The organism is Chryseobacterium sp. 6424, assembly GCF_003692615.1.
Classification (GTDB): Bacteria; Bacteroidota; Bacteroidia; order Flavobacteriales; family Weeksellaceae; genus Kaistella.
This window is the reverse complement of sequence record NZ_CP023540.1, coordinates 73,416-99,418: the sequence shown is the minus strand read 5'-3', so window position 1 is coordinate 99,418 and position 26,003 is coordinate 73,416. Positions and strand designations below refer to the sequence as shown.

Sequence of the window (26,003 nt, the reverse complement as noted above, 5' to 3'; positions counted from 1 at the left end):
AGATACCACATATCCCCGAAATTTCCATAAGACCTGATTTTAAGCAGGTTTATACAAGCACAAAAAAGTCACCAGAAACAGATATTATTTATCACCCCCTATATTTTTAAACTTTTTTATTGTGAAAAAGCATTTTTTTGTACATTTACCCCCATAAAAATCACCGAACCATGTCACATTTAAGATTTAAAGCATTAGAAACCCTGTCTTTCAAAAATTTCAGACAAGACAATGCGGTCACTGTACCGGCAAAACTGTCAGAACTGTTCTGCGCCAACGTTTTTTCTGAAGAAACCATGAGGGAATATCTGACGAAGGAAGCGTTTCGATCCATTATGGACGCCATTAAAAAAGGAAGCAAAATCCCACGTCACATTGCTGACCAGGTAGCGGTTGCCATGAAAGACTGGGCGCTTTCGAAAGGCGCCACACACTACACACACTGGTTTCAGCCACTTACAGGTTCCACCGCCGAAAAGCACGATTCATTTTTCACACCTATTGAAGACGGTGGAGGCAGAGCCATTGAAAGATTCAGCGGTAACATGCTTATTCAGCAAGAGCCGGACGCGTCCTCCTTCCCTAATGGTGGAATAAGAAACACTTTTGAAGCAAGAGGCTACACTGCCTGGGACCCGACCTCACCCGCTTTTATTATGGGCACCACGCTTTGCATTCCTTCTATTTTTATTTCATACACTGGTGAAACGCTTGATTACAAGGCGCCGTTATTACGTGCACTCCATGCCGTTGACGAAGCCGCCACGGATGTTTGCAGATCTTATTTTGATAAAAATGTCACCAAGGTAACCCCAACACTGGGTTGGGAACAGGAATATTTCTTGGTAGATTCCGCACTGTATCAGTCTCGGCCAGATTTGGTGATTACCGGGAAAACTCTTCTGGGGCATTCCCCCGCAAAGGGACAGCAACTTGACGACCATTACTTTGGATCTATCCCAACCAGGGTAATGAACTTCATGAAAGAACTTGAAATCGAGTCGATGAAACTGGGCATTCCTGTAACTACCCGTCATAATGAAGTAGCACCAAACCAGTTTGAGCTTGCCCCCATGTTCGAAGAAGTAAATGTAGCGGTAGACCATAACTCTCTATTAATGGACATCATGGCCAGGGTTGCGCACAAACACCACTTCCATATACTTTTCCATGAAAAACCCTTTGCCGGTGTAAACGGAAGCGGAAAACACAACAACTGGAGTCTAGCCACCGACACTGGAGAAAACCTATTAAGTCCGGGGAAAAACCCAAAGAAAAACCTACAGTTCCTTACCTTTTTTGTAAATACACTGAAAGCGGTTCATGATTATGCAGATTTGCTGCGCGCCAGCATCGCATCGGCAAGTAACGACCACCGCTTAGGCGCGAACGAAGCGCCACCGGCAATCATTTCTGCCTTTATCGGCACACAACTCTTCAGTGTTTTAGAGGAATTAGAAAAAGTTACTGATGGCAAGTTATCACCCGAGGAAAAAACGGAGCTCAAACTGAATGTCGTAGGCAAAATCCCGGAAATCCTTCTGGATAACACAGACAGAAACCGAACCTCCCCTTTTGCTTTCACCGGAAATAAATTTGAAATCAGGGCGGTAGGCTCCTCGGCAAACTGCGCGGAAGTAATGACTGTGATGAATTCCATCATGGCGAAACAACTCCGCACCTTCAAAAAAGAGGTGGATCAACTTATTTTTGAGAAAGGCCTTAAAAAAGACGAAGCGATCTTCAATATACTTCGTGAATATATAAAGGAGTCAAAAAACATTATGTTTGAAGGTGATGGATATTCTGACAGTTGGGCTGAAGAAGCTCAGAAAAGAGGCCTAAACAATCTAAAGACCACTCCGGAAGCGCTGGGCCGCGAACTCGATCCGAAATTCATCGAGCTTTATGAAGAACTCGGCATCTACACACACCGTGAAATTGAAGCCCGTAACGAAGTAAAATTAGAGAAGTACGCTACCGTAATTGCGATTGAAGCTACTGTGCTGGCAGATATTGCCCGCAACCACATCATCCCATGCGCCCTGAACTACCAGAACCGCCTTATTGAAAATGTAAAAGGTTTAAAGGAAATATTTGGTGAAAAAGACTTCCGCGACCTGGCCAAGGAACAGATGAATATGATTTCGCAGATATCTACGCATGTTTCAGTCATTAAATTAGAAGTGGAAAACCTCCTTGAAGCAATAAAGATTGCAAAAGACAGCGAAAATTCTCAACAAATGGCGGAAAAGTTCTGTAATGACGTAAAACCGTTTTTCGAGGTCATCCGCGAGTCATCTGATGCGTTGGAAATGATGGTTGATGATGAACTTTGGCCTATGACAAAATACCGTGAACTGCTATTTACCAGATAGATAAGTTTAATACAATCATAACTCCGGCATTGCGTCCGGAGTTTTTAATGCGCAAGACCGTTAAAAATTTGTGTAATAGAAATCAATAATCATTTATATAGAAACTTTAAATGTTAACAAATCTTAAAACAAACAAAAATGCAACCCCCTAAAATAAGGGAGTTGCAATTTCTTTTCTTTTAACAATACAAAAAATAGTGTTAAAATGTGTTAAAATAGCTTTCAATAAAGGGTGTTTTAACCCCTACGCGAGCCTGAATACCTAATTTTGCTTTGCATTTAAAACGAAGTATCAGTTATTAACACAGAAAATCAAATATATATGAAGAGAAGAGTTCTGTATTATTTAGTTGCTATTACCGCTGTTTTTTCTTTACAGTCTTGTGTAACAAATTATGTAGTATCTGCTCCGGCAACCTACAAAGAACAATACAAATCAGGTGCCAAACTTGCATCTATTGAAAATAAAAAATTAGAAGTCGCTAAATCTCAACTTGTAAGCAATTTCGCAGAAGAAAAATTAGCCGCTGCCAGAACCATGGAAGCTACGCTGAAAAATGATGAAATCGCCAAAACCATCCGGTTTACCAAAAGGATTGATGACATCCTGGCTGAAGCCGAAACGTACCTAGGGACTCCTTATAAATATGGCGGAATGAGCCGTAGCGGGATTGATTGTTCAGCTTTCGTACTTTCAGTTTTCGGAACGGTAACAGGTATGACGCTTCCACGGGTAGCCGCTTCACAAGCACAGGAAGGTGAAAGTGTACAGAAAGAAAACCTACAGAAAGGTGACCTTGTATTCTTTTCGCAAGGTAGAGGCCGTATCTCTCACGTAGGAATCGTGGAAAACGTAACTGCTGACGGAGAAGTAAAATTCATTCACGCTGCCACCTCCCGCGGGGTAATGATTTCATCGCTGAATGATTCTTACTGGGGACCAAAATACCGTTTCGCAAAACGGGTAATCAACCCAGACTCTGTAAATATAAATTTCGCAAATAATTAAAAATAATAATTGATCCGATCGAAAGCTGCTGTAAAAGCAGCTTTTTTTGTGCATTTAAGTTTTCATATGTTGGCTAAAACATATCCATTAAATAGCAGATACAGGCGATATCAATGTTTTTGACGACAAGTACCTATGAGGTCAGAATGAATATAGCCTTTTATTATACCAGACTGTTACGGTCGGTGTAGTTCAGTTTAAAGAAGATAAACGTCATGATCGAGAATGCCAGGAAAGAACTTCCCCCATAGCTGAAATAAGGCAAAGGAATACCTACCGTAGGAAACAGCCCCATCACCATCCCCAAATTGATCGCGAAATGCATTAAGAGAATAGACGCGAAACTATAGCCAAAAACACGGTTAAATGCAGACTTCTGCTTCTCGGACAGGTAATAGATTCTGCCGATGAAGATCGCATAAAAAGCAACCAATAAAGATGCGCCTAAAAAGCCCCACTCTTCGCCAACCGTACAGAAAATATAATCCGTTTCCTGCTCAGGCACGAATTTGCCACGCGTTACGGAGCCTTCCATATACCCCTTACCAAAGAAACCGCCAGAACCAATCGCTGTTTTAGAATATAATAGATTGTAACCTGAGGTATCGCGAAAAGCTTTTTCACCTTTGTAAAGCACTTCTATACGTTCGCGCTGGTGTTTCGGCAGTTTTTCCAGGATGGTCGGCGCACCGTATGCCAAGCCTGCTAATAACAGAAAAGATGCAACCATCGCAGAAACAGAAACAACATTCCAATGAATTCTGTTATTATTAAAGAAAACAATAAGCAGATAAATAATGGCTAAGCCCGCGATTACATATAACGGATTCACCCCCAATGCAATAAGGAAAACACCCGCCAAGATTGCCCCGACACCAAAAAACCAACCATTCAAACCCTCACGATAAAGCGCAATGAAGAAAGCCGTAAAGACAAGTAAAGAACCTACATCAGGTATGATAAGCACCACCAGCGCTGGCACCCCGATGATGGCAAGCGATGCATAGAGCGATTTCTTATATTTCAGATTAAAGTCACCGCCCGACACGTAATTAGCCAGCATCAGCGCTACGCCAATCTTCGCAAACTCCACCGGCTGCATCGTGAATCCGCCTACTTTATACCAGTTCTTCTGTCCCAGAATCTCAGTGCCGAACGGGAAAAGCCCGATCAGTAGAATGACACCCAAGAAATAAAATATGCCAGCAAAGTTTTCGAAAAACTTCGTCCTCATCAAAAAGATGATTAAGCCCACAATCAGCGAAATACAGAAAAATATAAACTGCTTTTGCCCCAAGCCTTGGTCAACACTATAAATGTTGGCTACTGCAAAACCAGAAATTGCCAGATAAAGAAAAATACTCAGTTTATCAATTCCTTCTGCCCACTTCATTTTGCTTTTGTTTTGGTTTGTAGTCTGCGTTGGATAGAGTCTCTCTTGAGGATTAGTTTGCTGCGCAGCACTTCACTTTTAATGAACTTTAGGCTATCCTGAACCTGCTCCAGGGCTACAACATCTTTATCTGTTTCTTTATAGAGGCCTTTACGTTTCAGTTCCGCCACCCATTGGCGTCGGTACTCGGGCATGAAACTCGCGTTTACCATCTTGTTATATAGATGTTCGCGTTTCAGGTCACCGGTAAGATATTTTTCGGCAATCACCGTAGCCGCCGGGCCAGCCCAAGTAGCGCCAAAACCGGCATGCTCCATCACCGCAGCAATAACAATCTTTGGCTTGTCAGCCGGCGCCGCGAGTACAAATATAGAATTATCTTTTCCCTGGGGGACCTGTGCCGTGCCTGTTTTGGCAAGCATGGTAAAATCGTTTGATTTCAACCCCCGTGCGGTACCATTAAGCACCACAGCTTCCATCCCCTTAATGATTGGTTCGAAATGTTTAGGGTCAACCAAGGTCTTATGTTTTACCTTGAAACGGGGATCGGGGTTTGGTTTCCCGTCAATAGACTTCACGATATGTGGCGTATAATACCAACCTTTGTTTACAATCGCCGCTATAGAGTTTGCCATTTGCAAAGGCGTCAGCAGAACATCACCCTGCCCCATTCCGTTGAATATTGAGCCGTTCATCGTATAAGCAGAACTCCAGTCTTTCTTGCCACTTCTTTTCTCATAGAAAGCACCACTTGGGATTCTGCCGCGTGCGCCTACAGCCAAATCATTATTTAAAAATTCACCCAACCCGAAACTGCTCATGATTTCCTTCCATTCATCTACCCCTTTGCTGGGATTACCGGGGTATTTATTCATAATCGCGATAAAAGCATACGAAAAATGACAGTTACTGGACACCTGAATGGCCGGGATCAGCGGATCTGCACCACCGTGACCTTTCACTCTTAAACCACGGTAATTGAAACCGCCACCACAGGGGAAAATGGTATTTTCATCCATCACGCCCATTTGCATGGCCGCTGCAGCCGTAAGCAATTTAAAGGTGGAGCCTGGTGGATATGCTGCCTGGATTGATCGGTCGAATGTAGGCCGGTTATTATAAATAGTATCCATCTGTAGGCGATAGAGATTCTTGGTCTTATTGGGGCCGGTAAACAGGTTAGGATCAATATCCGGGCCGGTGGCGAGCACTAATATTTCGCCATTGGTAGGATCCAGCGCTACGATGGCGCCTTGTTTGTTCACCAACATTTCTTCGGCTATCCGCTGCAAATCATAGTCAATAGTCAGTGTGATGTCTTTCCCCGTAACCACTTCTTTATCAAGCGCGCCACCTTTATAGGAACCGATACTTTTTAAGCGGATGTCTTTTTGGATATACTGTATGCCTTTTTCCCCACGCAACACCTTTTCATAGGATTTTTCAACCCCAGACCTGCCAATGAAGTCGCCTGGAAGATAATACAGGGAATCTTTTTTAATGTCTCTCTCATTCACTTCATTAGTATAACCCAAGAGATTCCCTGAGGTAGAAACCTCGTATTGGCGCTGTGGTCTGGAAACAATGTTAAAGGCGGGATATTTAAAGATGATTTCCTGGATTCTTGCAATATCCTCCCGGCTCAGGTTCTTCATGAAAGTCATGGGGGTGAGCTTTGAGTAATATTTTTCATTCTTAATGCCATTCACCGTCTTAATGAAATCACTTTTGGTGATTCTCATGAGATTACAGAACGCCAGCGTATCAAAATCTGGCCGGATGAGTGCTTCTGTAAAAGAAATTTCATAGGACGGTTGGTTGCCTACCATGATTTTACCGTTGCGGTCGAAAATAATGCCGCGCTGTGGGATGATGTATTCTGTTTTGATGGAGGTGTTCGCCGCATTAAGCGCGTAACGATCGGTAAACAGTTGCAAATAGGAAAGCCTCGCAATGAAGATTATTGCAATTATGGCCAGTGTAAAAGTAATTTTAAGATACTGTGATTTCAAACTTTCTGTTTGATTTTAAACGCTAAGGTATATAATATAATGAATACAAATGAAATGGCACTGGTTGCAGCCACATTGAGGAAAATCTCTAGAAAACGGCTGAATTTGAAAAACTCAATATACTGAACCAATAATTGATGTAGAAAAATACTGGAAAGAATAAAAAACAAATACTGCGACCATTGCAGTGACTGAAATGAGAAGAAATCCGTAGAAGTATCGGTAGATGTTCGGAAGATCAGCGTACGAAAATAAGCAATTAGCGTAGTGGCAAAAGCATTAATCCCCCAGGTATAAAGAAATGCATCAATGCCCAACCCTAACAGAAAACTCAACCCAAGAAACTGGTACCGGTTTCTGAAGAAGGGATAGAACATTACAAAAACCGGATAAAGCACGGGCGTATATTTACCGAAAAGCGTAATACGGTTCAGCACAAAGATTTGTAATGCGATCAACAATACAATCATCAAAATATCGGTAAACAGCGTTCTGCTAATCATTTTCTCTTTTTATGGTGGCCTGCAATGTATCCTGAATGCGTTTTACTTCTGCTTTTTTAAGGTGTTTTACTACATAAATTTTACTCAGGTTGCCCATTTTTTCACTCAGTTCCACAGAAATATCCCAAAAACCAGTCTTACTGTCCACTTCATATCCCGCGACACGCCCAATCATGATCCCCTGCGGGAAGATAGCCGATTTGCCATCTGTAATTACTGTATCGCCAACCTGTAGCGGAACATATTTAGGGATATCTGAAAGATGCATGATGCGCGAATCATCACCTCGCCAGGTAAGCGTCCCAAAATAGCCTGATTTCTTCAATGAGGCGTTGATTTTAATTTTATTCACACTTAGAACTGACTGGACCAAGGCATAAGAATTAGTCGCGTTTATCACAATACCGGCAATGCCATTGGGCGCCATTACGCCCATCTGCGCCTGTACGCCATCTCTCAGTCCACGGTTTATGGTAAAATAATTGTCTTTCCGGTTAATGCTGTTGAATACAATTTCCCCATCTACAAAAGTATAGATTTGCCCGCCACCGATGGTATCGTGTACTTTACGGAACACAGGTATTTCGGCTGCATTCTTACCATACACCTGTTCCATCAGGGTTTTGTTCTGCAAGACCAGCTGCTCATTAATCTGCTTGAGTTTCAGATAAGAAGCACCCTCGTCAATATAACCCGAAACCCACGAGTTGAAGGCCGCGGTTTGACCCGCCAACCATGATTGCTGCATGGAATTACGGCTGAAAATTAGTACTAAAGCAACCAGCTGCAGAAACACAAAGAAAACGAAGAGACCGTTCTTCGAAAATAATCGCAGCAAAAAACCCATCAGTTAACAGCGAATTGAAATATTATTGAATTTATTTAATAAGGAAATTGAATTTATCCATATTCTTTAGTGCGATACCAGTACCCCGTACTACGGCCCTTAGTGGGTCTTCCGCTACGAAAACCGGCAAGCCCGTTTTTTTATGCAGCCTGTCTGCCAAACCGCGCAGTAGCGCGCCGCCTCCAGCCAGGTAAATACCGGTCTTATAAATATCGGCGGCCAGTTCAGGTGGCGTAAGAGATAGGGTTTCCATCACCGCATCTTCAATACGGATAATTGATTTATCAAGGGCGCGTGCGATTTCTTTATAGTTCACCATAATTTCCTTTGGCTTACCGGTAATCAAATCACGGCCCTGCACCGGAATGTCTTCCATCTCCACATCCAGATCCTCAACGGCGGATCCTACCTCAATTTTTACACGTTCCGCGGTTCTTTCTCCAATATAAAGATTATGATGGGTGCGCAGATAGTAAGCGATATCATTGGTAAATACATCGCCAGCGATTTTTACGGATTTATCACATACAATACCGCCAAGCGCTACTACGGCGATTTCGGTAGTCCCTCCTCCTATATCGATAATCATGTTACCTTCAGGCTTCTGCACATCAATGCCTACCCCAATTGCCGCAGCCATTGGTTCATAAATCAGCCTTACTTCCTTCGCGTTCACTTTTTGTGCAGAATCTCTTACCGCACGTTTTTCAACCTCGGTGATGCCGGAAGGGATACAGATTACAATTTTCAAAGTTGGCTGAAAGAGTTTCCCTTTAATCCCCGGGATCTGCTTGATGAACTCCTTGATCATGTGCTCGGAAGCGTGGAAATCTGCGATAACCCCATCTTTCAGTGGGCGGATGGTTTTAATATCCTCATGGGTTTTCCCCTGCATGTGCTTTGCCTGTTCGCCTACTGCAATCGGTTTGCCGCTGGAACGCTCAATCGCCACTATTGATGGCTGATCGATCACGATCTTATTATTATGTATAATCAGTGTGTTTGCAGTTCCCAAATCAATCGCAATATCCTGCGTGAACATATCGAATAAACCCATTTTTTCTCGTGATTTTTTTAAGTGTACAAAGATATAAATTTAGAACAGTTCTAAGAATTACCAAAGTCGATTTTTGGTTAAAATTTTATTAAAAACCATATTATCTTTCATAACTTTAAGAACTGATTATTATTTTCTTATCCCATAAAAATATTCGGCTGTTGTAGCAAATAAGTTCATTTATAAAACGTGAGGTCCAAAAGCCTATGCTTTCGCCAATTCAATTAAAAATCATAAATTTGCGGTTGCTTTATGAACCACGATTCAAACATTCACAAAACCGCTAATTTTTCCGTTCTGAGTGTCAGTTTTGAAAAAGCTGATGCCGAAACGCGGGGCAAATTTTCATTTTTTGATGAGAATATCAAGCATTTTGTGAATGAAATTCATGAAAAGAACCTGGGTGACGCTTTTGTAGTTTCTACCTGTAACCGTACGGAGATCTACACTACCTCTCCAAACTACCTGCTGATTGCCGAACTTTACTGCAAAACCGTAGGCGTAAGCCTTACAGAATTCATGCAGTATGTGAATATCCTAAAACATGAGGAAGCACTGAACCACCTTTTCCGAGTTGCCGCCGGTCTCGAAAGCCAGATTATTGGTGATTTCGAAATCATTGGGCAGATCAAGAACGCGTACCATCGGTTCAAAAAAGTAAAGCGAAACGCAAATCCTTATCTGGAACGCGCCATCAATTCCGCCATTCAAATTTCCAAAAGAATCAAGAACGAGACGGGCATTTCAAACGGTGCCGCTTCGGTATCATACGCGGCAGTGCATTACATCCTTAAAAATCAGCCGAAGATCGCTGAAAAAAACATCTTGCTTTTAGGCGTAGGCGAAATTGGGCAGAATACGGTAGAAAATCTGGTAAAACACGTTTACAAACCTAAAGTAAAAGTAGCCAACCGTACCGCCGATAAAGCAGAGAAAATCGCAGAGAAATATAAAATACCCCACATCGGGTTCGAGCAACTGCCACAAGAACTTACGCAAACCGATATTTTAATTGTCGCCACAGGCGCGCAACACCCGATTATCAATAAAACCCACTTCCCAAACGGTAAAGAAACGCTGGTGATTGACCTCTCCATCCCCAATAATGTGGAGAAAAACATTACCGAAAACGAAAACGTGAAACTGGTGGATGTAGATGAACTCTCGCGCCAAATCAATGAAACCATGGCTTCGCGCCAAAAAGAAATCCCAAAAGCCGAAAAAATCATCCGTGAAATGACCAAGGACTTCCTGGAGTGGGAAAAGAAACGCAAGCTCGCGCCCAACATCCATCACTTCAAGGCCGTGCTAAAAAACATGGAGCGTAATGAGATGCACAACATCCACAAAAAACATAAATATGTGGATGTGTACGACATGCAACTTTCTGATAAGATGATCCAGAAAATCACCAACAGGTTTGCCAAATACATCATCGACAATCCGTGGAAAGCGGAGGAAGTCAGCCGCCTGATGCACGAGATATTAGTAGAACAGCCCAATAACGAGTTCAATGAAAAGCATTAAAATAGGGACCCGCAACTCCCCGCTCGCAATGTGGCAGGCCCGCGAAGTAGCACGACATCTGCAGAACAAGAACCTGCTGACCGATATTGCCCCCGTAGTTTCCACCGGTGATAAAAACCTTACCCAACCTCTTTATACACTGGGTATTACAGGCGTCTTCACCAAAGACCTGGATATTGCCCTGCTGAATAATGAAGTAGATATTGCCGTACATTCCCTAAAAGACATCCCCACCCAAATGCCCGAAGGCATCGAAATTTTCGCGGTTCTTGAACGCGATTATCCGCAGGATGTGCTGGTAAGAAGAAAAGATGCGGCCACCCTCGAACTTCATAAACTGAAAATCGCCACCAGCAGCCTGCGCCGCCGTGCCTTCTGGCTGAAAGAATTCCCGGAGACAGCGTTTTCCGACATTCGCGGTAATGTACAGACGCGGCTCGCAAAACTCGAGGAACAGAATTTCGACGCTACTTTATTCTCTCTCGCAGCCATTGAAAGAATGGGCTTATCAATTGATTACGAACACCTTCCGATGATGGTTTCCGCACCCGCGCAAGGCGTAGTCGCCATTTGTGGACGTAAGGATGATGTGGAACTGAAAGCCGTTTTTGAAGACATCAATCACCATGAAACCCGCATCTGCATCAATATCGAACGTAGCTTCCTGAACACCCTTGAAGGCGGCTGTACTGCGCCAATTGGTGCTTTTGCAGAAATCAACGAACAGGGACAGGTGAGATTCATCGGGCGACTGTGTTCGCTGGATGGGCAAAACTGCATCGAAACTGATGAGATTTTTGATTGGGAACCCGGCGTAGACCATGGGAAAATAATGGCAGAAAAGATCTTGGCTAACGGCGGCAAAGCTTTAATGGAAGAAATTAAAAACAGTATTTAACCGGCACAGCTGAAAATGAAGGTCCTGTTTACAAAAAAGTTCAATAGCTTGATGATTTCCAAAAAATTAGGGAGTCATTTTTCTTATGATTTCGTGGAAGTGATCAAGACTTCTCCCTTGCAGGTTTCACCATTTGACCTTAAAGATTATTCACTGATTTTCACCAGCGTAAATGGCGTACGGAGTTTTTTTGAGAACGGATTTGTACCCGATGAAAACTTCACCAGCAAAAACTTCAATAAAATATACACTGTAGGACTTGCTACTAAAAAGGAAGTGCGTAAAAACGGTTTCGGTACCTTTAAAGTTACAAGACACGCCAAGGAACTTTCAGAGTTTATTATAGAAAACAGTTCTAAGGAGCGCTTCCTGCATTTCTGTGGGAATTTGGCTCTGAATGTACTGAACAATACGTTACCGCTACAGAATATTTCTTACCGTAAGATCCCCGTTTACGAAACTACGCTGCTATATCCCGATATTCCAGGAAATTATGACGCCGTGTGTTTTTTTAGTCCGAGCGGAGTTCGTAGTTTTGCGAAGTTCAATTCACTGGATGGCTTACAGATTTTTTCAATCGGAGAAACTACCGCAAACGAACTTAGGAAATTTACAAAAAACCCTATTATTACCAGCACAGAAAGCAACCTGGATGACTTGCTGAAACTTATCTCAGCACACAGCATCCGATAGCTGGCTAAAAATTTAGATATGATTAAAAATGACCTTTATTTAAAAGCATTAAGAGGCGAAACTGTAGAAAGGCCACCTGTTTGGATGATGAGACAGGCAGGGAGATTTCTGCCGGAATTCCGTGCGCTTCGCGATGAATATGATTTTTTCACCCGTTGCCAAACACCAGAACTTGCCGCGGAGATTACCATGATGCCGATCCGAAGATATCCTTTAGATGCAGCCATATTATTCTCTGACATTCTGGTAGTTCCGCAAGCGATGGGCCTTAATTTTGAAATGCGCGAAGGTGTTGGCCCGTGGCTTGAAAAGCCGGTCCGCACTTTGGAACAGGTACAGAACATAGAGGTTCCGGATGTTAATGATACTTTGGGTTATGTATTCGACGCCATCGAGCTCACACTTCAGAAACTTGATAACAACATCCCACTCATCGGTTTTGCTGGCTCACCTTGGACGATCCTTTGCTATTGTGTGGAAGGCAAGGGCTCGAAAGCTTTTGATGTAGCCAAACGTTTCTGCTTCCAACACCCTGAAGCCGCGCATCTGCTGCTACAGAAAATTACCGATACCACGATCGCCTACCTTAAACGTAAAGTTGAGAAAGGCGTTTCTGCTGTACAGGTATTCGATTCTTGGGGCGGCATGCTTTCCCCTTATGATTATCAGGAGTTTTCCTGGCCTTATATCAACCAAATTGTACAGGCATTGAGCCCACTGACGCACGTGGTGGTATTTGGTAAAGGCTGCTGGTTTGCCCTGGAAGAAATGGCAGCTTCAAAAGCTTCTGCGCTCGGTGTAGACTGGACAATCCGGCCCGAACACGCCCGCCAATTAACAGCCGATAAAACCCTCCAGGGGAATTTCGATCCCTCAAGGCTATATTCTTCGCCAGAAACTATAAAAAAAATGGTAACAGAAATGATCAACCGCTTCGGGAAAGACCGCTATATTGTAAATTTAGGCCACGGGATCCTGCCCGATATCCCGCTTGAAAACGCCGAGGCGTTCATCCGTGCGGTAGTTGACTGGAAGGAGTAAATGTTACTTTGGCACGAGCGAAGCGAGCGCCAAAGAGTTACATTAATTAATATAAAGGAAGCAGCAGGCTTCCTTTTTTATTGAATACAATGCTGCACCAATCCTTCAAAATACATCAAATCTTCATCTTCACCAGACAGTCGGATTAATTTAATATATTTCAACCCAAGCTTTTGTAAAACATTTTGTAAGGCGTAATGATCTAAAGCCGTAATCCCAGAAACTTTTGATACCCCAAACTGAGCATGTATCACTTCTAAAACCTTCATGGCCGCTTCAGTAAAATAGCCAAAACCTTCAAACTGTGGCAACACTGCGAACCCAATATCCTGAACATTCAGCCCATCCCTTGTAAATACGCCTACAGAGCCCAGTTTCGTACCATCTTCTTTCCGGATGACGACATAATTACCATAGCCTAAACTTTCAATCTGCGGCCGGAATTTTTCTATGATATACCGTGCCGCATCCTGTACGGAACGTATCTTTCTATCCCCTATGAACTGTAAGAACCTTGGCTGATTATACAAATCATAAATAAACCCGGCATCTTCTATATCCACAAGTTTTAAGTTCAGACGTTCAGTTTCTAATGAATTTGATATTATTTCTATACTCATCAACCTTATTTTATGATCAAAGGTAAATGAATCACGGCATAAAAATGGAATAAAACCCTTTAAAAAAATCAATGGACATCAATCCCGAAATTATAGGTTTTATCGCCGGTGGGCTTTCCTCTTCACTCTTCATCCCACAGATTATCAAGATATTAAAAGAGAAATCTGCTGTGGAGATCTCATTGGTAACATGCATCATCGGCGTGGTAAGCTCTGGCTTATGGCTTTGGTACGGGATCATACAAGAGCACATTTCTATGATGGTCACCAACAGCATCGCAGTGATCGCGACGACTATTCTTATCATCTGTAAACTCATTTATAACGGAGAAAAAACCTAATTTTGTCTAACCCCAGCGAAAAAATACACTATGCTCGAAAACAAAGAACATTTATATGAAGACGCCGTATTAGTCGGTGTCGTTACCCAAAATCAGGACGAAGACAAACTCACCGAGTACCTTGACGAACTTGAGTTTCTGGCGCTCACGGCCGGCGCAACTGTAGTGAAACGTTTCACCCAAAAACTCACCCAACCCGATCCCAAAACATTTATCGGAAGCGGAAAAGCCCAGGAAGTACGCGATTTCGTAAAGGAAAACAATATCGGTACAGTGATTTTCGATGATGAACTTTCGCCTTCCCAATTAAAAAATCTTGAACGTGAGATAGAGGTTAAAATCCTCGACCGCACCAACCTGATTCTGGATATCTTTGCTCAACGTGCACAAACATCATACGCCAGAACACAGGTGGAACTTGCACAATACCAGTATTTACTCCCAAGGCTTACCCGAATGTGGACCCACCTCGAACGGCAAAAAGGGGGTATCGGTATGCGCGGACCCGGTGAAACAGAAATCGAAACCGACCGCCGAATCATCCGTGACAGAATTTCCCTGCTAAAAGAGAAACTGAAGACCATCGACCGCCAAATGGCTACCCAACGCAATAACCGCGGCAAAGTAGTTCGTGCGGCGCTGGTTGGCTATACCAACGTGGGTAAATCTACACTGATGAACGCCATCTCAAAATCTGAGGTATTCGCGGAGAACAAACTTTTCGCTACACTTGATACCACCGTTCGAAAAGTAGTCATCGGTAATTTGCCATTCTTGCTTACTGATACCGTGGGTTTTATCCGAAAATTGCCGACACAGTTGGTAGAAAGTTTTAAATCAACCCTCGATGAGGTACGCGAGGCAGATTTATTGATACATGTGGTGGATATTTCGCATGAAAGTTTTGAGGATCATATCGAGTCGGTTAACCAAATTCTGATGGAGATCAACGCACATCAGAAGCCCATGATCATGATATTCAATAAAATAGACGGGTTCACCTATGTGAAAAAGGCTGAGGATGACCTTACGCCAGAAACGCGTGAAAACATCTCTCTTGATGAATGGAAGAAGACATGGATGTCAAAATCTAAATATCCGACTGTATTTATTTCTGCGCTTAAAAAAGAAAATTTCGAGGAAATGAAGAAACTCATTTATGATGAAGTCCTCAAAATTCACATCTCCAGATTTCCTTATAACGATTTTCTGTTCGAATATTACGATAATGACCCTGAGTAAAGATGAGTACTGTGCATGAGATAAAAACTGCGTTGGGTGCTTTAGCCGAACCTGAAAAAGCCGCTTATCTCCCACGATTCTTTAAATGTGGTCCCGGCCAATATGCGGAAGGCGACCAGTTTATTGGGGTAACGGTACCCCATCAGCGAAAAGTTGTAAAACAGTTTTCTGATAAAATCACTTTGCCAGAACTGGGGCTTCTTTTATCTTCAGAAATACATGAACACCGGCTTACTGCTTTACTGATACTGGTGGAAAAGTTTGAAAAAACAATTGATCTGCAGAATCAGGAAGAAATTATACAGTTTTATCTTACGCACAAAAAATTCATTAATAATTGGGATTTGGTAGATAACTCCTGCTATAAGATTTTGGGTAGATATTGCTATGAAAACCATGAAGATGATATTCTAAGGAAGTTGGCTCATGAAGACCATCTTTGGAGTAAAAGAATAGCGGTAGTCTCTACAATGTATCATATCAAAAAGAATTCTTTTCCATTAGTTAAAGAGCTAGTTACTAATAATTTACAGCACCCACACGACCTGATGCATAAAGCAAACGGATGGCTGTTGCGCGAAATGGGCAAAAAAAACCAGCACGAACTTATTGATTTCCTGAAAGAACATTATCAACACATGCCACGCACCACGCTTCGGTATGCGATTGAAAGATTTGATGATGAACTGAGGCAAAAATTTTTAAAAGGAAATTTTTAATGGAACAGCTGTTCTATCTCCGAGAATCGGTTCATTATTTCCTACATTTTATTTTCCCTTATTTCATCGCCAGCATCTTTTTCAGGGAAAACTGGCGGCGCGCATATCTGCTGATGTTGGGCACCATGTTGGTAGATGCAGATCATTTATTGGCCAATCCTATCTTTGATCCTAACCGCGGCAGTGTTGGTTTTCATGTATTACATACGTATCCGATGGTTTTATTATATTTTCTTGGTACACTATTTCTTAAAGGTAAATACAGAATTGTATCACTCGGATTATTTCTTCACATGCTAACTGATTTTCAGAATTATTATCTTTGGAAGTGATAAAAAGATAAATTTCTTCCTGCCAGAATAGTTTTTTTAAGATGATTTTTGTATTATTGTGAAAATCGCATTTTATGAAATACAGAAAACTACTACAATGGCATACCGTCTTCCCCATCATCGCCGCTATATTCTACTTGGGCGGATTTTTAAATAACACCATTATTACCAATATACTCGGGGCTATTTTGTTGTTCGCAACAGTACTTTCTGCTGTTCATCATGCTGAAGTCGTGGCTCATAAAGTAGGCGAACCTTACGGTACCATCATTCTCGCAATTTGTATTACCATTTTAGAAGTCGGACTTATTATTTCCTTTATGCTTTCTGGCAGCGAAGGTGCGCTTACCTACGCGCGAGATACGGTTTTTGCGGCCGTGATGCTCATCCTAAACGGTATTTTAGGAGTTTGTATTCTTGTAGGAAGCCGTAAATATAGCGAGCAGTTCCTTAGTAGAAGTTCTGCTACCACTTATTTGGTAAGTTTAGTAGCCATTCTGGTCTTAACATTAATATTACCAAATTACACATCCAGTGTTACGGGGCCATTCTATAACAGTCCACAGCTTATATTTGTTTCCTTAGCTTGTCTGGTAATTTATGGTGCGTTCCTGATGTTTCAAACAGTTCGGCACCGAAACTACTTCATCATAACAGAGGCAGACGAGACTACCCATGAAGCCGATCCGCCAAGCAATCTTCAGACAGTTATAAGCCTGGTCTTATTAGTGATTTGTTTGGCCGCAGTAATCTTCATTGCGAAAGGACTTTCACCAGTAATTGAAAATCTTGTTGAAAGTATTGGAGCTCCCCGTGCATTAGTTGGGGTAATTATTGCGACGGTCGTTTTGTTACCCGAGGGTCTTGCGGCGGTTCGCGCGGCAGCAAAAAACCAAATTCAGACCTCTATAAATCTTGCCTTGGGCTCTGCCTTGGCAAGTGTGGGCCTCACCATTCCAGCAGTTGCTTTAATGTGTATTATTTTCGACATTCCGTTTGTATTGGGACTTGATCTAAAATCTACCATTCTGCTGGCTTTATCCATATTCATCGTCATGCTTTCATTAAGTCGGGGCAAGACCAACCACCTTTACGGGACTGTACTTTTAGTGAATTTGGCAGCGTATATCTTTACAGTAATATTTCCGTAAAGATTACCGGCGCGCCATAGCCATTTTATGAGCCATCAGGTTGGCAATATTTGTGGCTTTGTACACCGCATTTTCGGCTATCTCGCCGCAAAAGTTTTCCTGCACCGTTTCAGTCCAGAGGCGCAGCCAATGCTCGAAATGATGTTTTTCAATTGCCTTTAATTCATTTATCGGGAAATGTACCGCCATAGGATTTCCCTTATATGACGCTTGCCCGAAAAGCAGCGACTCCCAGAAGGCATACATCTTGGGCAGATGATGCTCCCACTTTACCTCAGCAATTTGGGTGAAAAAGAAACCGATGGTGTCATCTTTAGCCACTTTTTCATAAAATCTGTTGACCAGCAACTCTATATCCTCACGTGTTTGCAGTTGTTTCATGACACAAAATTAGTATTAATTTCTTTGGGCAGACAATTCCCGCTATCCACTCATACTCCTCGGTCGGCGGCTCCGCTTCGCTCCGCCGCCTCCCTGCGGGGTAACCGTTACTATCGGGGCTGCGGGGCAGGTAATATTTGTAACACCGGTAATAAAGAAACCGCTATTTTTGCACCATGGATTTGCAGTTTTACAAAACCCAGGCAGGTTTAAAACAGAAAGAACACAAAAAATTTCTCGAAAACCTGAAAAAGAAACCGCCTAAAAACCTCGATTATGCCGTGCAGGAAGCCCACGAGCGCGTTTTCGACCGTGTGGATTGTCTGCAATGCGCTAATTGCTGCAAAACCACCGGCCCATTGTTCACCGAAAAAGATATCGAGCGCATTTCAAAAACACTGCGTATGAAGCCAGCCGATTTCGAGGCAAGATATCTGCGTACAGATGAAGACCTTGATAAGGTATTGCAAACCCTGCCCTGCTGGTTTTTAAATACGGATAACACCTGCTCCATCTACGAAGTGCGGCCCAAAGCCTGTCGCGAATTTCCGCACACCGACCGCAAGAAAATCTATCAAATCAACCACCTGACTATTAAGAACATCCTCATCTGTCCGGCAGCCTACGAATTTGTAGAACAGATGCAGCAACAGCTTCATAAAAAATAAAAAAGCACTGAATATCAGCGCTTTTCCCTTCATTTTACTTTTTACCCTAAATCCCGGGTCAGGAATATCATTAAAAAAGCCGGAGACAATCCGGCTTTATATTATACGACACCTTGTGCGAGCATGGCTTCGGCAACTTTTACGAAACCTGCGATGTTGGCACCTTTCACGTAGTTTACATATCCGTCCTCCTCTGTACCGTAATCACGGCAGGCTTTGTGGATTCCGATCATGATTTCTTTCAGTCGTGCATCAACTTCCTCAGACGACCAGTTGAGACGGATTGAATTCTGAGTCATCTCAAGACCGGAAGTGGCTACACCACCGGCGTTAGAGGCTTTTCCTGGAGAGAAAAGCACTTTATTGTCCAGGAAGTGATTAATCGCTTCAAGTGTGGATGGCATATTGGCCGCTTCAGTCACACAAATCACACCGTTATTTACCAGCTTTTGCGCATCTTCAAGGAAAAGTTCGTTTTGTGTAGCTGCTGGAATCGCAACATCACATGTTACTTCCCATGGGCGCTTGTCTGCATGAAACTCAGCAGAAGGGAATTTTTTAACATAATCCTCCGCTCTGTTATTTCCGGAAGCACGCAGCTCAAGCAGGAAGTCTATTTTTTCACCACTGATGCCGTCTTTATCATAAATATAACCATCTGGCCCTGAAATGGTAACTACAGTAGCACCAAGTTCGGTAGCTTTCTTCACTACACCCCACGCCACGTTTCCGAAGCCGGATACGGCGACTGTCTTTCCTTTAAAATCCTGCCCGATCGTCTTCAGCATCTGCTCAGCGAAATATACTACGCCATATCCTGTAGCTTCCGGACGGATAAGGGAACCACCATATGCTAGTCCTTTACCGGTAAGTACGCCGGTAAACTCGTTTCGTATTTTCTTGTACTGTCCGAAAAGATATCCGATCTCGCGGGCGCCTACACCAATGTCGCCAGCCGGCACATCGGTTTCTGGGCCGATATGTTTGCAAAGCTCTGTCATATAAGCCTGGCAGAAGCGCATGATCTCCATATCAGATTTCCCTTGTGGATCGAAGTCGGCACCACCTTTCCCACCACCCATTGGCAATGTGGTAAGCGAGTTTTTAAATGTTTGCTCGAATGCAAGAAACTTCAGTACAGATAAATTAACGGTAGGATGGAAACGGATACCGCCTTTGTAAGGCCCGATCGCAGAGTTCATCTGAATCCTGAAACCGCGGTTTACCTGAATCTCACCTTTATCGTCTACCCAAGGCACGCGGAAAATAACGGTACGCTCTGGCTCAGCCATACGCTCTAGGAGTTTCATCCCGTCATATTGTTTTTTAGTGGCGATAAAAGGAATTACAGTAACTGCAACTTCTTTCACTGCCTGAAGAAATTCCGGTTCGTTAGGGTTTCTGGCTTCTATCTCGGCGATAAAATCCTGAATTTTTTGTTCTGCATTGTAGTGTTCCATAAAGGTTGAGTATTATTGTCAACAAATTTAATTTTTTTTTCAAAACTTGCAATAAATATTTTAATAATTGATAAAATATTAACAATTTAGCACTTTATTTTTATTAATTTAACAATTTATGCATTAAATATAATAATAATTGAATGTTAACTGAATATTTATAAATTTTTAAAAATTATATCTTTTTAAAGTGCCAGATATTGCCTTCCCGAAAGTGCTTTGATGTAACCGGAAATCTCAAGTTCCAGCAAATCGGGCAGTATTTTGTAAGACGCGACTCCCATACGGTCCGAAATCTCATCCAGCGTATAGGCCACATTTTTATCCAACACATTCATGATAGCTATTTGGTTATCATTCAATTGCTTCCTGATTTCAGATGTTGGGAATAACTCAGCTACCGTTTCTTTATTATTCAAACCCAATTGTTCCTTCAAAGCGGAGACGGTAGATATAACCGCCGCTTTATTGCACTGTATGAGCTGGTTGCAACCCTGACTGTATTTATCAGTGATCCTTCCCGGCAGGGCAAAGACATCGCGGTTATACTGGTGGGCGAAAGTGGCGGTACTGATAGAGCCGCCACCGAAAGCAGTTTCTACCACAATTGTCGCAGGCGAAAGACCGGCAATGATCCTGTTTCGCTGGATGAAATTTTCACGGTCGGGTTTTTGTGAAGAATTGAATTCGGTAAACAACGCACCGTTTTCAGCCAAGATTTTTTCGGACAGCCGACGGTTCTTTGCCGGATACAACATATGAAAGCCATGCGCCAGCACAGCCGCGGTAGGGATGTTCTGTTCAAGAGAGATGTGATGCACTTCTGTATCTGCGCCTAAGGCCAGTCCACTTACTGTAACAACGGGCTGTGAGGGTAATTCTTCTAGAAAACGGTGGATAAATGCTTTCCCATAAGCCGTCATGTTTCTGGTACCAACAATGCTGATGGGTGTTAGCTGTGGGTTGAAATCACCTTTCTGATAAAGGATTGCAGGGGCATCGTCGCACTCCGCAAGCAATGTGGGCAGTTCATTCTGGTGACGGAGCAGGATTTTAATCTGATTTTTTTCACAGAAAGCCAGTTCTTTTTCCGCGAATTTCAGGTGGTCATCATGACCAATTTCGTGTGAAATTCTCTGCCCAATACCGTGGATGTTTTTCAGCCCGGTTTTTGAAAGTTCCCAGACTTCTTTTGCCGAGCCCGCCTCTCTTACCAATTTCCGGAACACGATATCACCAATAAGCGGGCAGCGTCGCAGGGCTATGGAATAGAGGGTTTCTTCAGAGAACATTTGTGTACAGTGTTAATCCTTTCAAAGGTAAATTATTTCCGCCGAATTTCATCAAGCCTGTCCCAGGCATCATCTTTTTTCCGGTAAGGCAGTTCCGAGAAGTCATCTGGATATTTTTCTTTGTAATCCTGCCACAGTTTGTCATCTTTTTCGCTGTAATAATTGGGATATTGCCAAATAAAACGCTTGTTCCTATCACCACTTTTACGGAAAACATAGGCCAGTATTACGCCTACGACCGCGCCCGACAAGTGCGACTGCCAAGAAATGCGGCTCGGCTCTTCCAGCTGAGAGAAAAATTCCTCCGGGAGGATGCCCCAGACCAAACTGCCATAATACAGTGCGACCACCATTGATACGGAAAACAACTTCATATTCCAACGGAATAAACCACTGAAGAAAATAAAAAATGCCAGCACATATACAATACCGCTTGCCCCAATGATACACACAAAATCGTAGTTCCCTGTAAAAATATTAATCGGTGGTAAAAGCCATACTAAAAACAATGATGAGAACCACCCCAGAAAAAAAACTTTACGTGCGATAAAAGGATAAAACTGAAATAACAGAAAAACAAGTACGAAAACCGGCACAGAATTACCAAAAATATGCTCTACATTACCATGAAGAAACGGTGAGAAGAGAATCCCCTTCAGCCCATCGGGGTGCAGTGGGATAATGGCGCCCGAACAGCCACTGATGAAGCCCAGCGACTGTAGCACGAAACCCAGCCACATGACAGCCAGCATCAGCGCGGCGTATAAGACAGCATGGTAACTGAGAGATTCTTTAAACATGGCTTCTTTTTGGCAAAACCATTGCCAATTTTAAATGTAAGCAAAAATGGCCAGAAATTTAATTACCTGATAAAATTTTCAGTCAAAAAAGGTGAAACCATAACCGTTTGAAGGTTTTTAATACTTTAACTAACTTTGCAGCCTATGAAACAGCTTGTCACCCTATTTTCGTTCTGTATTTTCGGTATTGCCAGCGCCCAAGAGCATCGTTCGGTCTTAAAGGAGATAGATTCTATTTCGCAACGCCGCTGGGATTCGGTCGCGTTGGATCTGGACAGTTTGGCCAATCCCAAACTCATTAATCTTGATGTGCATTTTAAAGATACCATTGTAATACGCGATCAAGTGGTGATCTCCAACATCACTACAGAAATCCCTGTGACGCCCTACAATTTCCTTAAATTGAAACAGCCGCGCCACTGGTTTTATTTCGGGCAGAACAATTTGGTCTTCAACCAGTCTTCATTTTCTAACTGGAATTCCGGAGGGAATAATAACATCGGCGTCATCGGAAAAGTTAATTACAACATCAGCTATAAAAATCACCGGCATTTCCTTGAAAACCACATCCAACTGGGTTATGGTTTTGTAGCTTCTGAAGGAGAATCCTCGAGAAAGACAGAAGATTACATTAACTTCATGACGAATTACGGATATGATATTGGCAGAAACTATTATTTATCTACGGGTTTTCAGTTTTTGTCGCAGTTTTCACCAGGCTATAATTACAGCGTAACGCCAGATCCCACATTTGCGGACCGCATATCAAGATTTATGGCACCGGGCTACCTGAACGCAGGTTTGGGTATCTCCTATAATCCTAATGAAAATTTCCAGGTGATTTTCCGCCCAGTTAATGGCAAATTCACCATCGTCACAGATCCCTATCTGCAGAAAGCCGGGCGTTATGGTCTGGAGCGTGACGGGCAAAGCATAAGATCCGAACTGGGTGCACTGTTGAATGTACTTTACCGTTTGAAGATTTACAAAGACATCAATCTTGTTAATCAGGTCAATTTCTTCAGCAATTATATCGACCATCCAGAACGTGTGGATATTGCCTATAACGGAACGCTGAATTTCCGCTTCAACCGCTATATCTCTACAGTTGTAACACTCGATTTGCTTTACGACCATGACCAGATCCGGAAACTGCAATTAAAACAGACCCTTGGGATTGGTTTCTCTTATAACCTGGGTTATGAAAACAAGGAGCGTAATAGAAAGATTATCAAGCCATTTGTCACTAGTTAAAGCTTATTTAAACATTCCAGAACTCACGATCCAGGCTGCGGTATTGTATAGCTTCCGCAATATGTGAGGGACTGATGGCTTCACATGCCTCCAGGTCTGCGATTGTACGAGCGACTTTCAAGATGCGGTCGTAGGCTCTGGCAGAAAGATTCAGTTTTTCCATTGCGGTCTTTATCAGTTTTTGTGAAGTCTCATCCAATTCACAATGCTTTTCGAGTTCTTTGGGACCCATCTGCGCGTTGTAATGTATGTCTGCATCGCGGTATCTTTCGGTCTGTATTGCCCGGGCATTCAGGACTCTTTTGCGGATTTCCTCACTTTTCTCGCCTTTTCTTCGGTCTGAAAGCTGTTCGAACTCCACTTTCTGTACTTCAATATGAATATCGATACGGTCGAGCAGTGGCCCCGAAAGTTTATTCATATAGCGCTGCATTTCAAACTGAGACGAAGTGTTATTCGGATCATCCGGAAAATACCCGCTCGGGCTTGGGTTCATACTTGCCACCAGCATGAAACTTGCTGGATAGTTTACCGTAAATTTTGCGCGGGAAATCGTAACCTCACGGTCTTCAAGCGGTTGCCGCATCACTTCCAGAACAGTTCGTTTAAATTCGGGCATTTCATCAAGAAATAAGACACCATTATGGGCTAAGGAAATTTCTCCTGGCTGTGGATAACTTCCGCCGCCAACCAGTGCTACATCCGAAATGGTATGGTGCGGACTCCTAAATGGCCTTACCGTCATCAGCGAAGTTTCAGCACCAATCTTCCCCGCCACCGAGTGGATTTTAGTAGTTTCTAACGCCTCTCGCAAGGTAAGCGGTGGCAAAATACTCGGTACACGCTTTGCCAGCATCGTTTTCCCACTGCCGGGCGGACCGATTAAAATGATGTTGTGGCCGCCTGCCGCAGCCACTTCCATCGCCCGCTTGGCGGTTTCCTGCCCTTTGACTTCCGAAAAATCGGTAGGAAAGAAATTGATTTTTTCTTGGAACTCCTTTCTCGTATCGATGATCGTACGTTCCAGCGGAACACCTTGATTAAAGTAATCAATAACTTCCTTGATATTCACAATGCCATATACTTCCAGTTGGTCTACAACGGCGGCTTCCCGGATATTCTGTTTTGGCAGAATAATGCCTTTAAAGCCTTCCTCACGCGCTTTGATGGCAATCGGCAGCACCCCTTTTATAGGTAATAAGCTCCCATCAAGTGATAGTTCTCCCATAATGAGATAACTGCCGATATCTTCTGCCAAGATTTGTCCCGAAGCTGCCAAAATACCCAGTGCAATGCTTAAATCATAGGCCGAACCTTCTTTGCGCAAGTCAGCGGGGGCCATATTGATGGTGATTTTCTTGCCAGGGATCTTGTAGCCGACATTTTTCAGCGCGGCTGAGATGCGGTAGCTGCTTTCTTTAATGGCATTATCGGGCAGACCAACCAAATGATAGCCAATCCCATGATCATCTACGTTAACTTCAATGGTAATGGTTTGTGCGGAAACGCCAAAGATCGCGCTGCCATAGACTTTCACTAACATATAATTTGTGTTTGAGATAAAAGTACTAAAAAACTATACATTCCGCGGTTATCCGATAAATATTTATTGATATGTAAAGAATCATTTATAAAAAGCATCTTGTGCGCATAAAAATGAAGATAATCATATATACACGATAATCCAGAAATTTTAAATAGATTCACCGAAAAATAATACATGAATAAATTTTTACTCTTAGCGCTTGCAATGTGCTTTCAACAGGCAGTTGGGCAGGTTTCCATTTCCAGTAACAGACTTATTAAAGATGGTCAGGAATACAGATTTTCCAAGTACCGTGATGTTTTCAGTAATCCTGAAGCCCGCACTGCATTCAGTAAAGCCAGAACCAACAGCACGGTTGGTCAAATTTTCGCGTACACGGGCGGATTTGCCATTGGTTTCGGCATCATCCCCGCATTGCAGGGAAATAAAACTGAAACCCGAAACGGCATGACCTATAAAAGAGATGCCAGCGCTGCCTGGACTGTGGTGGGAATTGGTGCCGGTCTTGTAGCGATCGGGATTCCGTTTGCGATTGCTTCAGGTAAAAATGCTGAAAAAGCATTAAAACTTGAAAACGGCGAAAGCACCGCTTTTCAGCCCTATTTCAAACTCGAAACTGCCGGCAACGGAATGGCACTGAGCTACAATTTCTAAGAAATAGACTTTCAATCGTAAAGGCGGAACTTATTCCGTCTTTTTTTGGCTGAAACTTCCAAGGGAAACCGAACCCATAGCCCTGATCGCAGCGGCATCCTTTTGCGGTGATGGAGCGGAGCCGGAATCACCGCAAAAGATATAGCGGAGAGCAGGTTCCCGGCTCCTTAAAATCCGGCAAAAAT

Annotated in this window: 25 protein-coding genes; 14 read left to right on the top strand and 11 right to left on the bottom strand. The window is 42.9% G+C overall.

The annotated features are described in order from the left end of the window. Positions 1–170: 170 nt before the first annotated feature. Together CO230_RS00495 and CO230_RS00490 are read left to right on the top strand one after the other, a co-directional pair. Complete coding sequence (locus tag CO230_RS00495; RefSeq protein WP_122026821.1) at positions 171–2,378, top strand: glutamine synthetase III; 2,208 nt, start codon at positions 171–173, stop codon at positions 2,376–2,378. A gap of 322 nt (positions 2,379–2,700) precedes the next feature. Beyond that, positions 2,701–3,387: a C40 family peptidase gene (locus CO230_RS00490; RefSeq protein ID WP_122026820.1), complete on the top strand. Its 687-nt coding sequence runs from the start codon at positions 2,701–2,703 to the stop codon at positions 3,385–3,387. A 163-nt stretch (positions 3,388–3,550) separates the two neighbouring features. Here CO230_RS00490 and rodA read toward each other — a convergent pair whose 3' ends face one another. The 5 genes from rodA to CO230_RS00465 are packed head-to-tail and all read right to left on the bottom strand — an operon-like array spanning position 3,551 to position 9,199. Next, on the bottom strand, positions 3,551–4,780 hold the full coding sequence (rodA, locus tag CO230_RS00485) for a rod shape-determining protein RodA (RefSeq protein WP_122026819.1): 1,230 nt from the start codon (positions 4,778–4,780) through the stop codon (positions 3,551–3,553). Next, positions 4,777–6,792, bottom strand: coding sequence for a penicillin-binding transpeptidase domain-containing protein (locus CO230_RS00480; RefSeq protein WP_122026818.1), 2,016 nt, complete (start codon positions 6,790–6,792; stop codon positions 4,777–4,779). The genes rodA and CO230_RS00480 overlap by 4 nt, the downstream gene beginning before the upstream one ends. Next, positions 6,789–7,295, bottom strand: coding sequence for a rod shape-determining protein MreD (locus CO230_RS00475; protein WP_122026817.1), 507 nt, complete (start codon positions 7,293–7,295; stop codon positions 6,789–6,791). The genes CO230_RS00480 and CO230_RS00475 overlap by 4 nt, the downstream gene beginning before the upstream one ends. Beyond that, the gene (mreC, locus tag CO230_RS00470; protein WP_122026816.1) at positions 7,288–8,142 is read right to left on the bottom strand and encodes a rod shape-determining protein MreC; all 855 of its coding nucleotides are present in this window, start codon (positions 8,140–8,142) and stop codon (positions 7,288–7,290) included. The genes CO230_RS00475 and mreC overlap by 8 nt, the downstream gene beginning before the upstream one ends. Before the next feature lie 31 nt (positions 8,143–8,173). Next, positions 8,174–9,199, bottom strand: coding sequence for a rod shape-determining protein (locus tag CO230_RS00465; protein WP_122026815.1), 1,026 nt, complete (start codon positions 9,197–9,199; stop codon positions 8,174–8,176). 252 nt (positions 9,200–9,451) lie between these two features. Between CO230_RS00465 and hemA the strand changes: the two genes are divergently transcribed. The 4 genes from hemA to hemE are packed head-to-tail and all read left to right on the top strand — an operon-like array spanning position 9,452 to position 13,358. Then, on the top strand, positions 9,452–10,726 hold the full coding sequence (hemA, locus tag CO230_RS00460; protein ID WP_122026814.1) for a glutamyl-tRNA reductase: 1,275 nt from the start codon (positions 9,452–9,454) through the stop codon (positions 10,724–10,726). Continuing rightward, positions 10,713–11,624, top strand: coding sequence for a hydroxymethylbilane synthase (hemC, locus tag CO230_RS00455; protein ID WP_122026813.1), 912 nt, complete (start codon positions 10,713–10,715; stop codon positions 11,622–11,624). The genes hemA and hemC overlap by 14 nt, the downstream gene beginning before the upstream one ends. A 51-nt stretch (positions 11,625–11,675) precedes the next feature. Beyond that, the gene (locus CO230_RS00450) at positions 11,676–12,317 is read left to right on the top strand and encodes a uroporphyrinogen-III synthase (RefSeq protein ID WP_228438153.1); all 642 of its coding nucleotides are present in this window, start codon (positions 11,676–11,678) and stop codon (positions 12,315–12,317) included. A gap of 18 nt (positions 12,318–12,335) precedes the next feature. After that, complete coding sequence (gene hemE, locus CO230_RS00445; protein ID WP_122026811.1) at positions 12,336–13,358, top strand: uroporphyrinogen decarboxylase; 1,023 nt, start codon at positions 12,336–12,338, stop codon at positions 13,356–13,358. Between the two features lie 77 nt (positions 13,359–13,435). On the opposite strand, the gene CO230_RS00440 is transcribed toward hemE, so the two are convergent. Then, entirely contained in the window at positions 13,436–13,978 is a 543-nt protein-coding gene (locus tag CO230_RS00440; protein ID WP_122026810.1) for a GNAT family N-acetyltransferase, read from the bottom strand. Positions 13,979–14,049: 71 nt separating this feature from the next. On the opposite strand from CO230_RS00440, the gene CO230_RS00435 reads away from it, so the two are divergent. The 5 genes from CO230_RS00435 (at position 14,050) to CO230_RS00415 (ending at position 17,763) form a co-directional block, all read left to right on the top strand. Further along, entirely contained in the window at positions 14,050–14,319 is a 270-nt protein-coding gene (locus CO230_RS00435) for a SemiSWEET family transporter (RefSeq protein ID WP_122026809.1), read from the top strand. 30 nt (positions 14,320–14,349) lie between these two features. Next, complete coding sequence (gene hflX / locus CO230_RS00430; RefSeq protein WP_122026808.1) at positions 14,350–15,561, top strand: GTPase HflX; 1,212 nt, start codon at positions 14,350–14,352, stop codon at positions 15,559–15,561. A gap of 2 nt (positions 15,562–15,563) precedes the next feature. Continuing rightward, positions 15,564–16,280 (top strand): DNA alkylation repair protein, encoded by a 717-nt coding sequence (locus CO230_RS00425; protein WP_122026807.1) that lies wholly within the window; start codon positions 15,564–15,566, stop codon positions 16,278–16,280. Then, positions 16,280–16,612, top strand: a complete 333-nt coding sequence (locus tag CO230_RS00420; RefSeq protein WP_122026806.1) for a DUF6122 family protein — start codon at positions 16,280–16,282, stop codon at positions 16,610–16,612. The genes CO230_RS00425 and CO230_RS00420 overlap by 1 nt, the downstream gene beginning before the upstream one ends. Positions 16,613–16,686: 74 nt before the next feature. Continuing rightward, on the top strand, positions 16,687–17,763 hold the full coding sequence (locus CO230_RS00415) for a calcium:proton antiporter (protein WP_122026805.1): 1,077 nt from the start codon (positions 16,687–16,689) through the stop codon (positions 17,761–17,763). A gap of 3 nt (positions 17,764–17,766) precedes the next feature. On the opposite strand, the gene CO230_RS00410 is transcribed toward CO230_RS00415, so the two are convergent. Next, entirely contained in the window at positions 17,767–18,144 is a 378-nt protein-coding gene (locus CO230_RS00410; RefSeq protein WP_122026804.1) for a group III truncated hemoglobin, read from the bottom strand. A gap of 176 nt (positions 18,145–18,320) precedes the next feature. Here CO230_RS00410 and CO230_RS00405 point away from each other — a divergent pair, with 176 nt between their 5' ends. Further along, positions 18,321–18,812 carry a YkgJ family cysteine cluster protein gene (locus tag CO230_RS00405; protein ID WP_122026803.1) on the top strand — a complete coding sequence of 164 codons (492 nt, stop codon included), beginning with the start codon at positions 18,321–18,323 and terminating at the stop codon, positions 18,810–18,812. Between the two features lie 101 nt (positions 18,813–18,913). On the opposite strand, the gene gdhA is transcribed toward CO230_RS00405, so the two are convergent. The 3 genes from gdhA to CO230_RS00390 all read right to left on the bottom strand — a co-directional run bounded on the left by gdhA (position 18,914) and on the right by CO230_RS00390 (position 22,364). Then, a complete protein-coding gene (gdhA, locus tag CO230_RS00400) occupies positions 18,914–20,272 on the bottom strand; it encodes an NADP-specific glutamate dehydrogenase (RefSeq protein ID WP_122026802.1) in 1,359 nt (452 codons plus the stop codon). 185 nt (positions 20,273–20,457) lie between these two features. Further along, complete coding sequence (gene dprA / locus CO230_RS00395) at positions 20,458–21,564, bottom strand: DNA-processing protein DprA (protein ID WP_122026801.1); 1,107 nt, start codon at positions 21,562–21,564, stop codon at positions 20,458–20,460. Positions 21,565–21,596: 32 nt separating this feature from the next. After that, the gene (locus CO230_RS00390) at positions 21,597–22,364 is read right to left on the bottom strand and encodes a rhomboid family intramembrane serine protease (protein WP_122026800.1); all 768 of its coding nucleotides are present in this window, start codon (positions 22,362–22,364) and stop codon (positions 21,597–21,599) included. 144 nt (positions 22,365–22,508) lie between these two features. Here CO230_RS00390 and CO230_RS00385 point away from each other — a divergent pair, with 144 nt between their 5' ends. Beyond that, positions 22,509–23,618, top strand: coding sequence for a DUF3078 domain-containing protein (locus tag CO230_RS00385; protein WP_122026799.1), 1,110 nt, complete (start codon positions 22,509–22,511; stop codon positions 23,616–23,618). Positions 23,619–23,625: 7 nt separating this feature from the next. On the opposite strand, the gene CO230_RS00380 is transcribed toward CO230_RS00385, so the two are convergent. Then, a complete protein-coding gene (locus tag CO230_RS00380) occupies positions 23,626–25,161 on the bottom strand; it encodes a YifB family Mg chelatase-like AAA ATPase (protein WP_122026798.1) in 1,536 nt (511 codons plus the stop codon). A 177-nt stretch (positions 25,162–25,338) separates the two neighbouring features. Here CO230_RS00380 and CO230_RS00375 point away from each other — a divergent pair, with 177 nt between their 5' ends. Continuing rightward, positions 25,339–25,818, top strand: coding sequence for a hypothetical protein (locus tag CO230_RS00375; protein ID WP_122026797.1), 480 nt, complete (start codon positions 25,339–25,341; stop codon positions 25,816–25,818). Positions 25,819–26,003 lie beyond the last annotated feature (185 nt).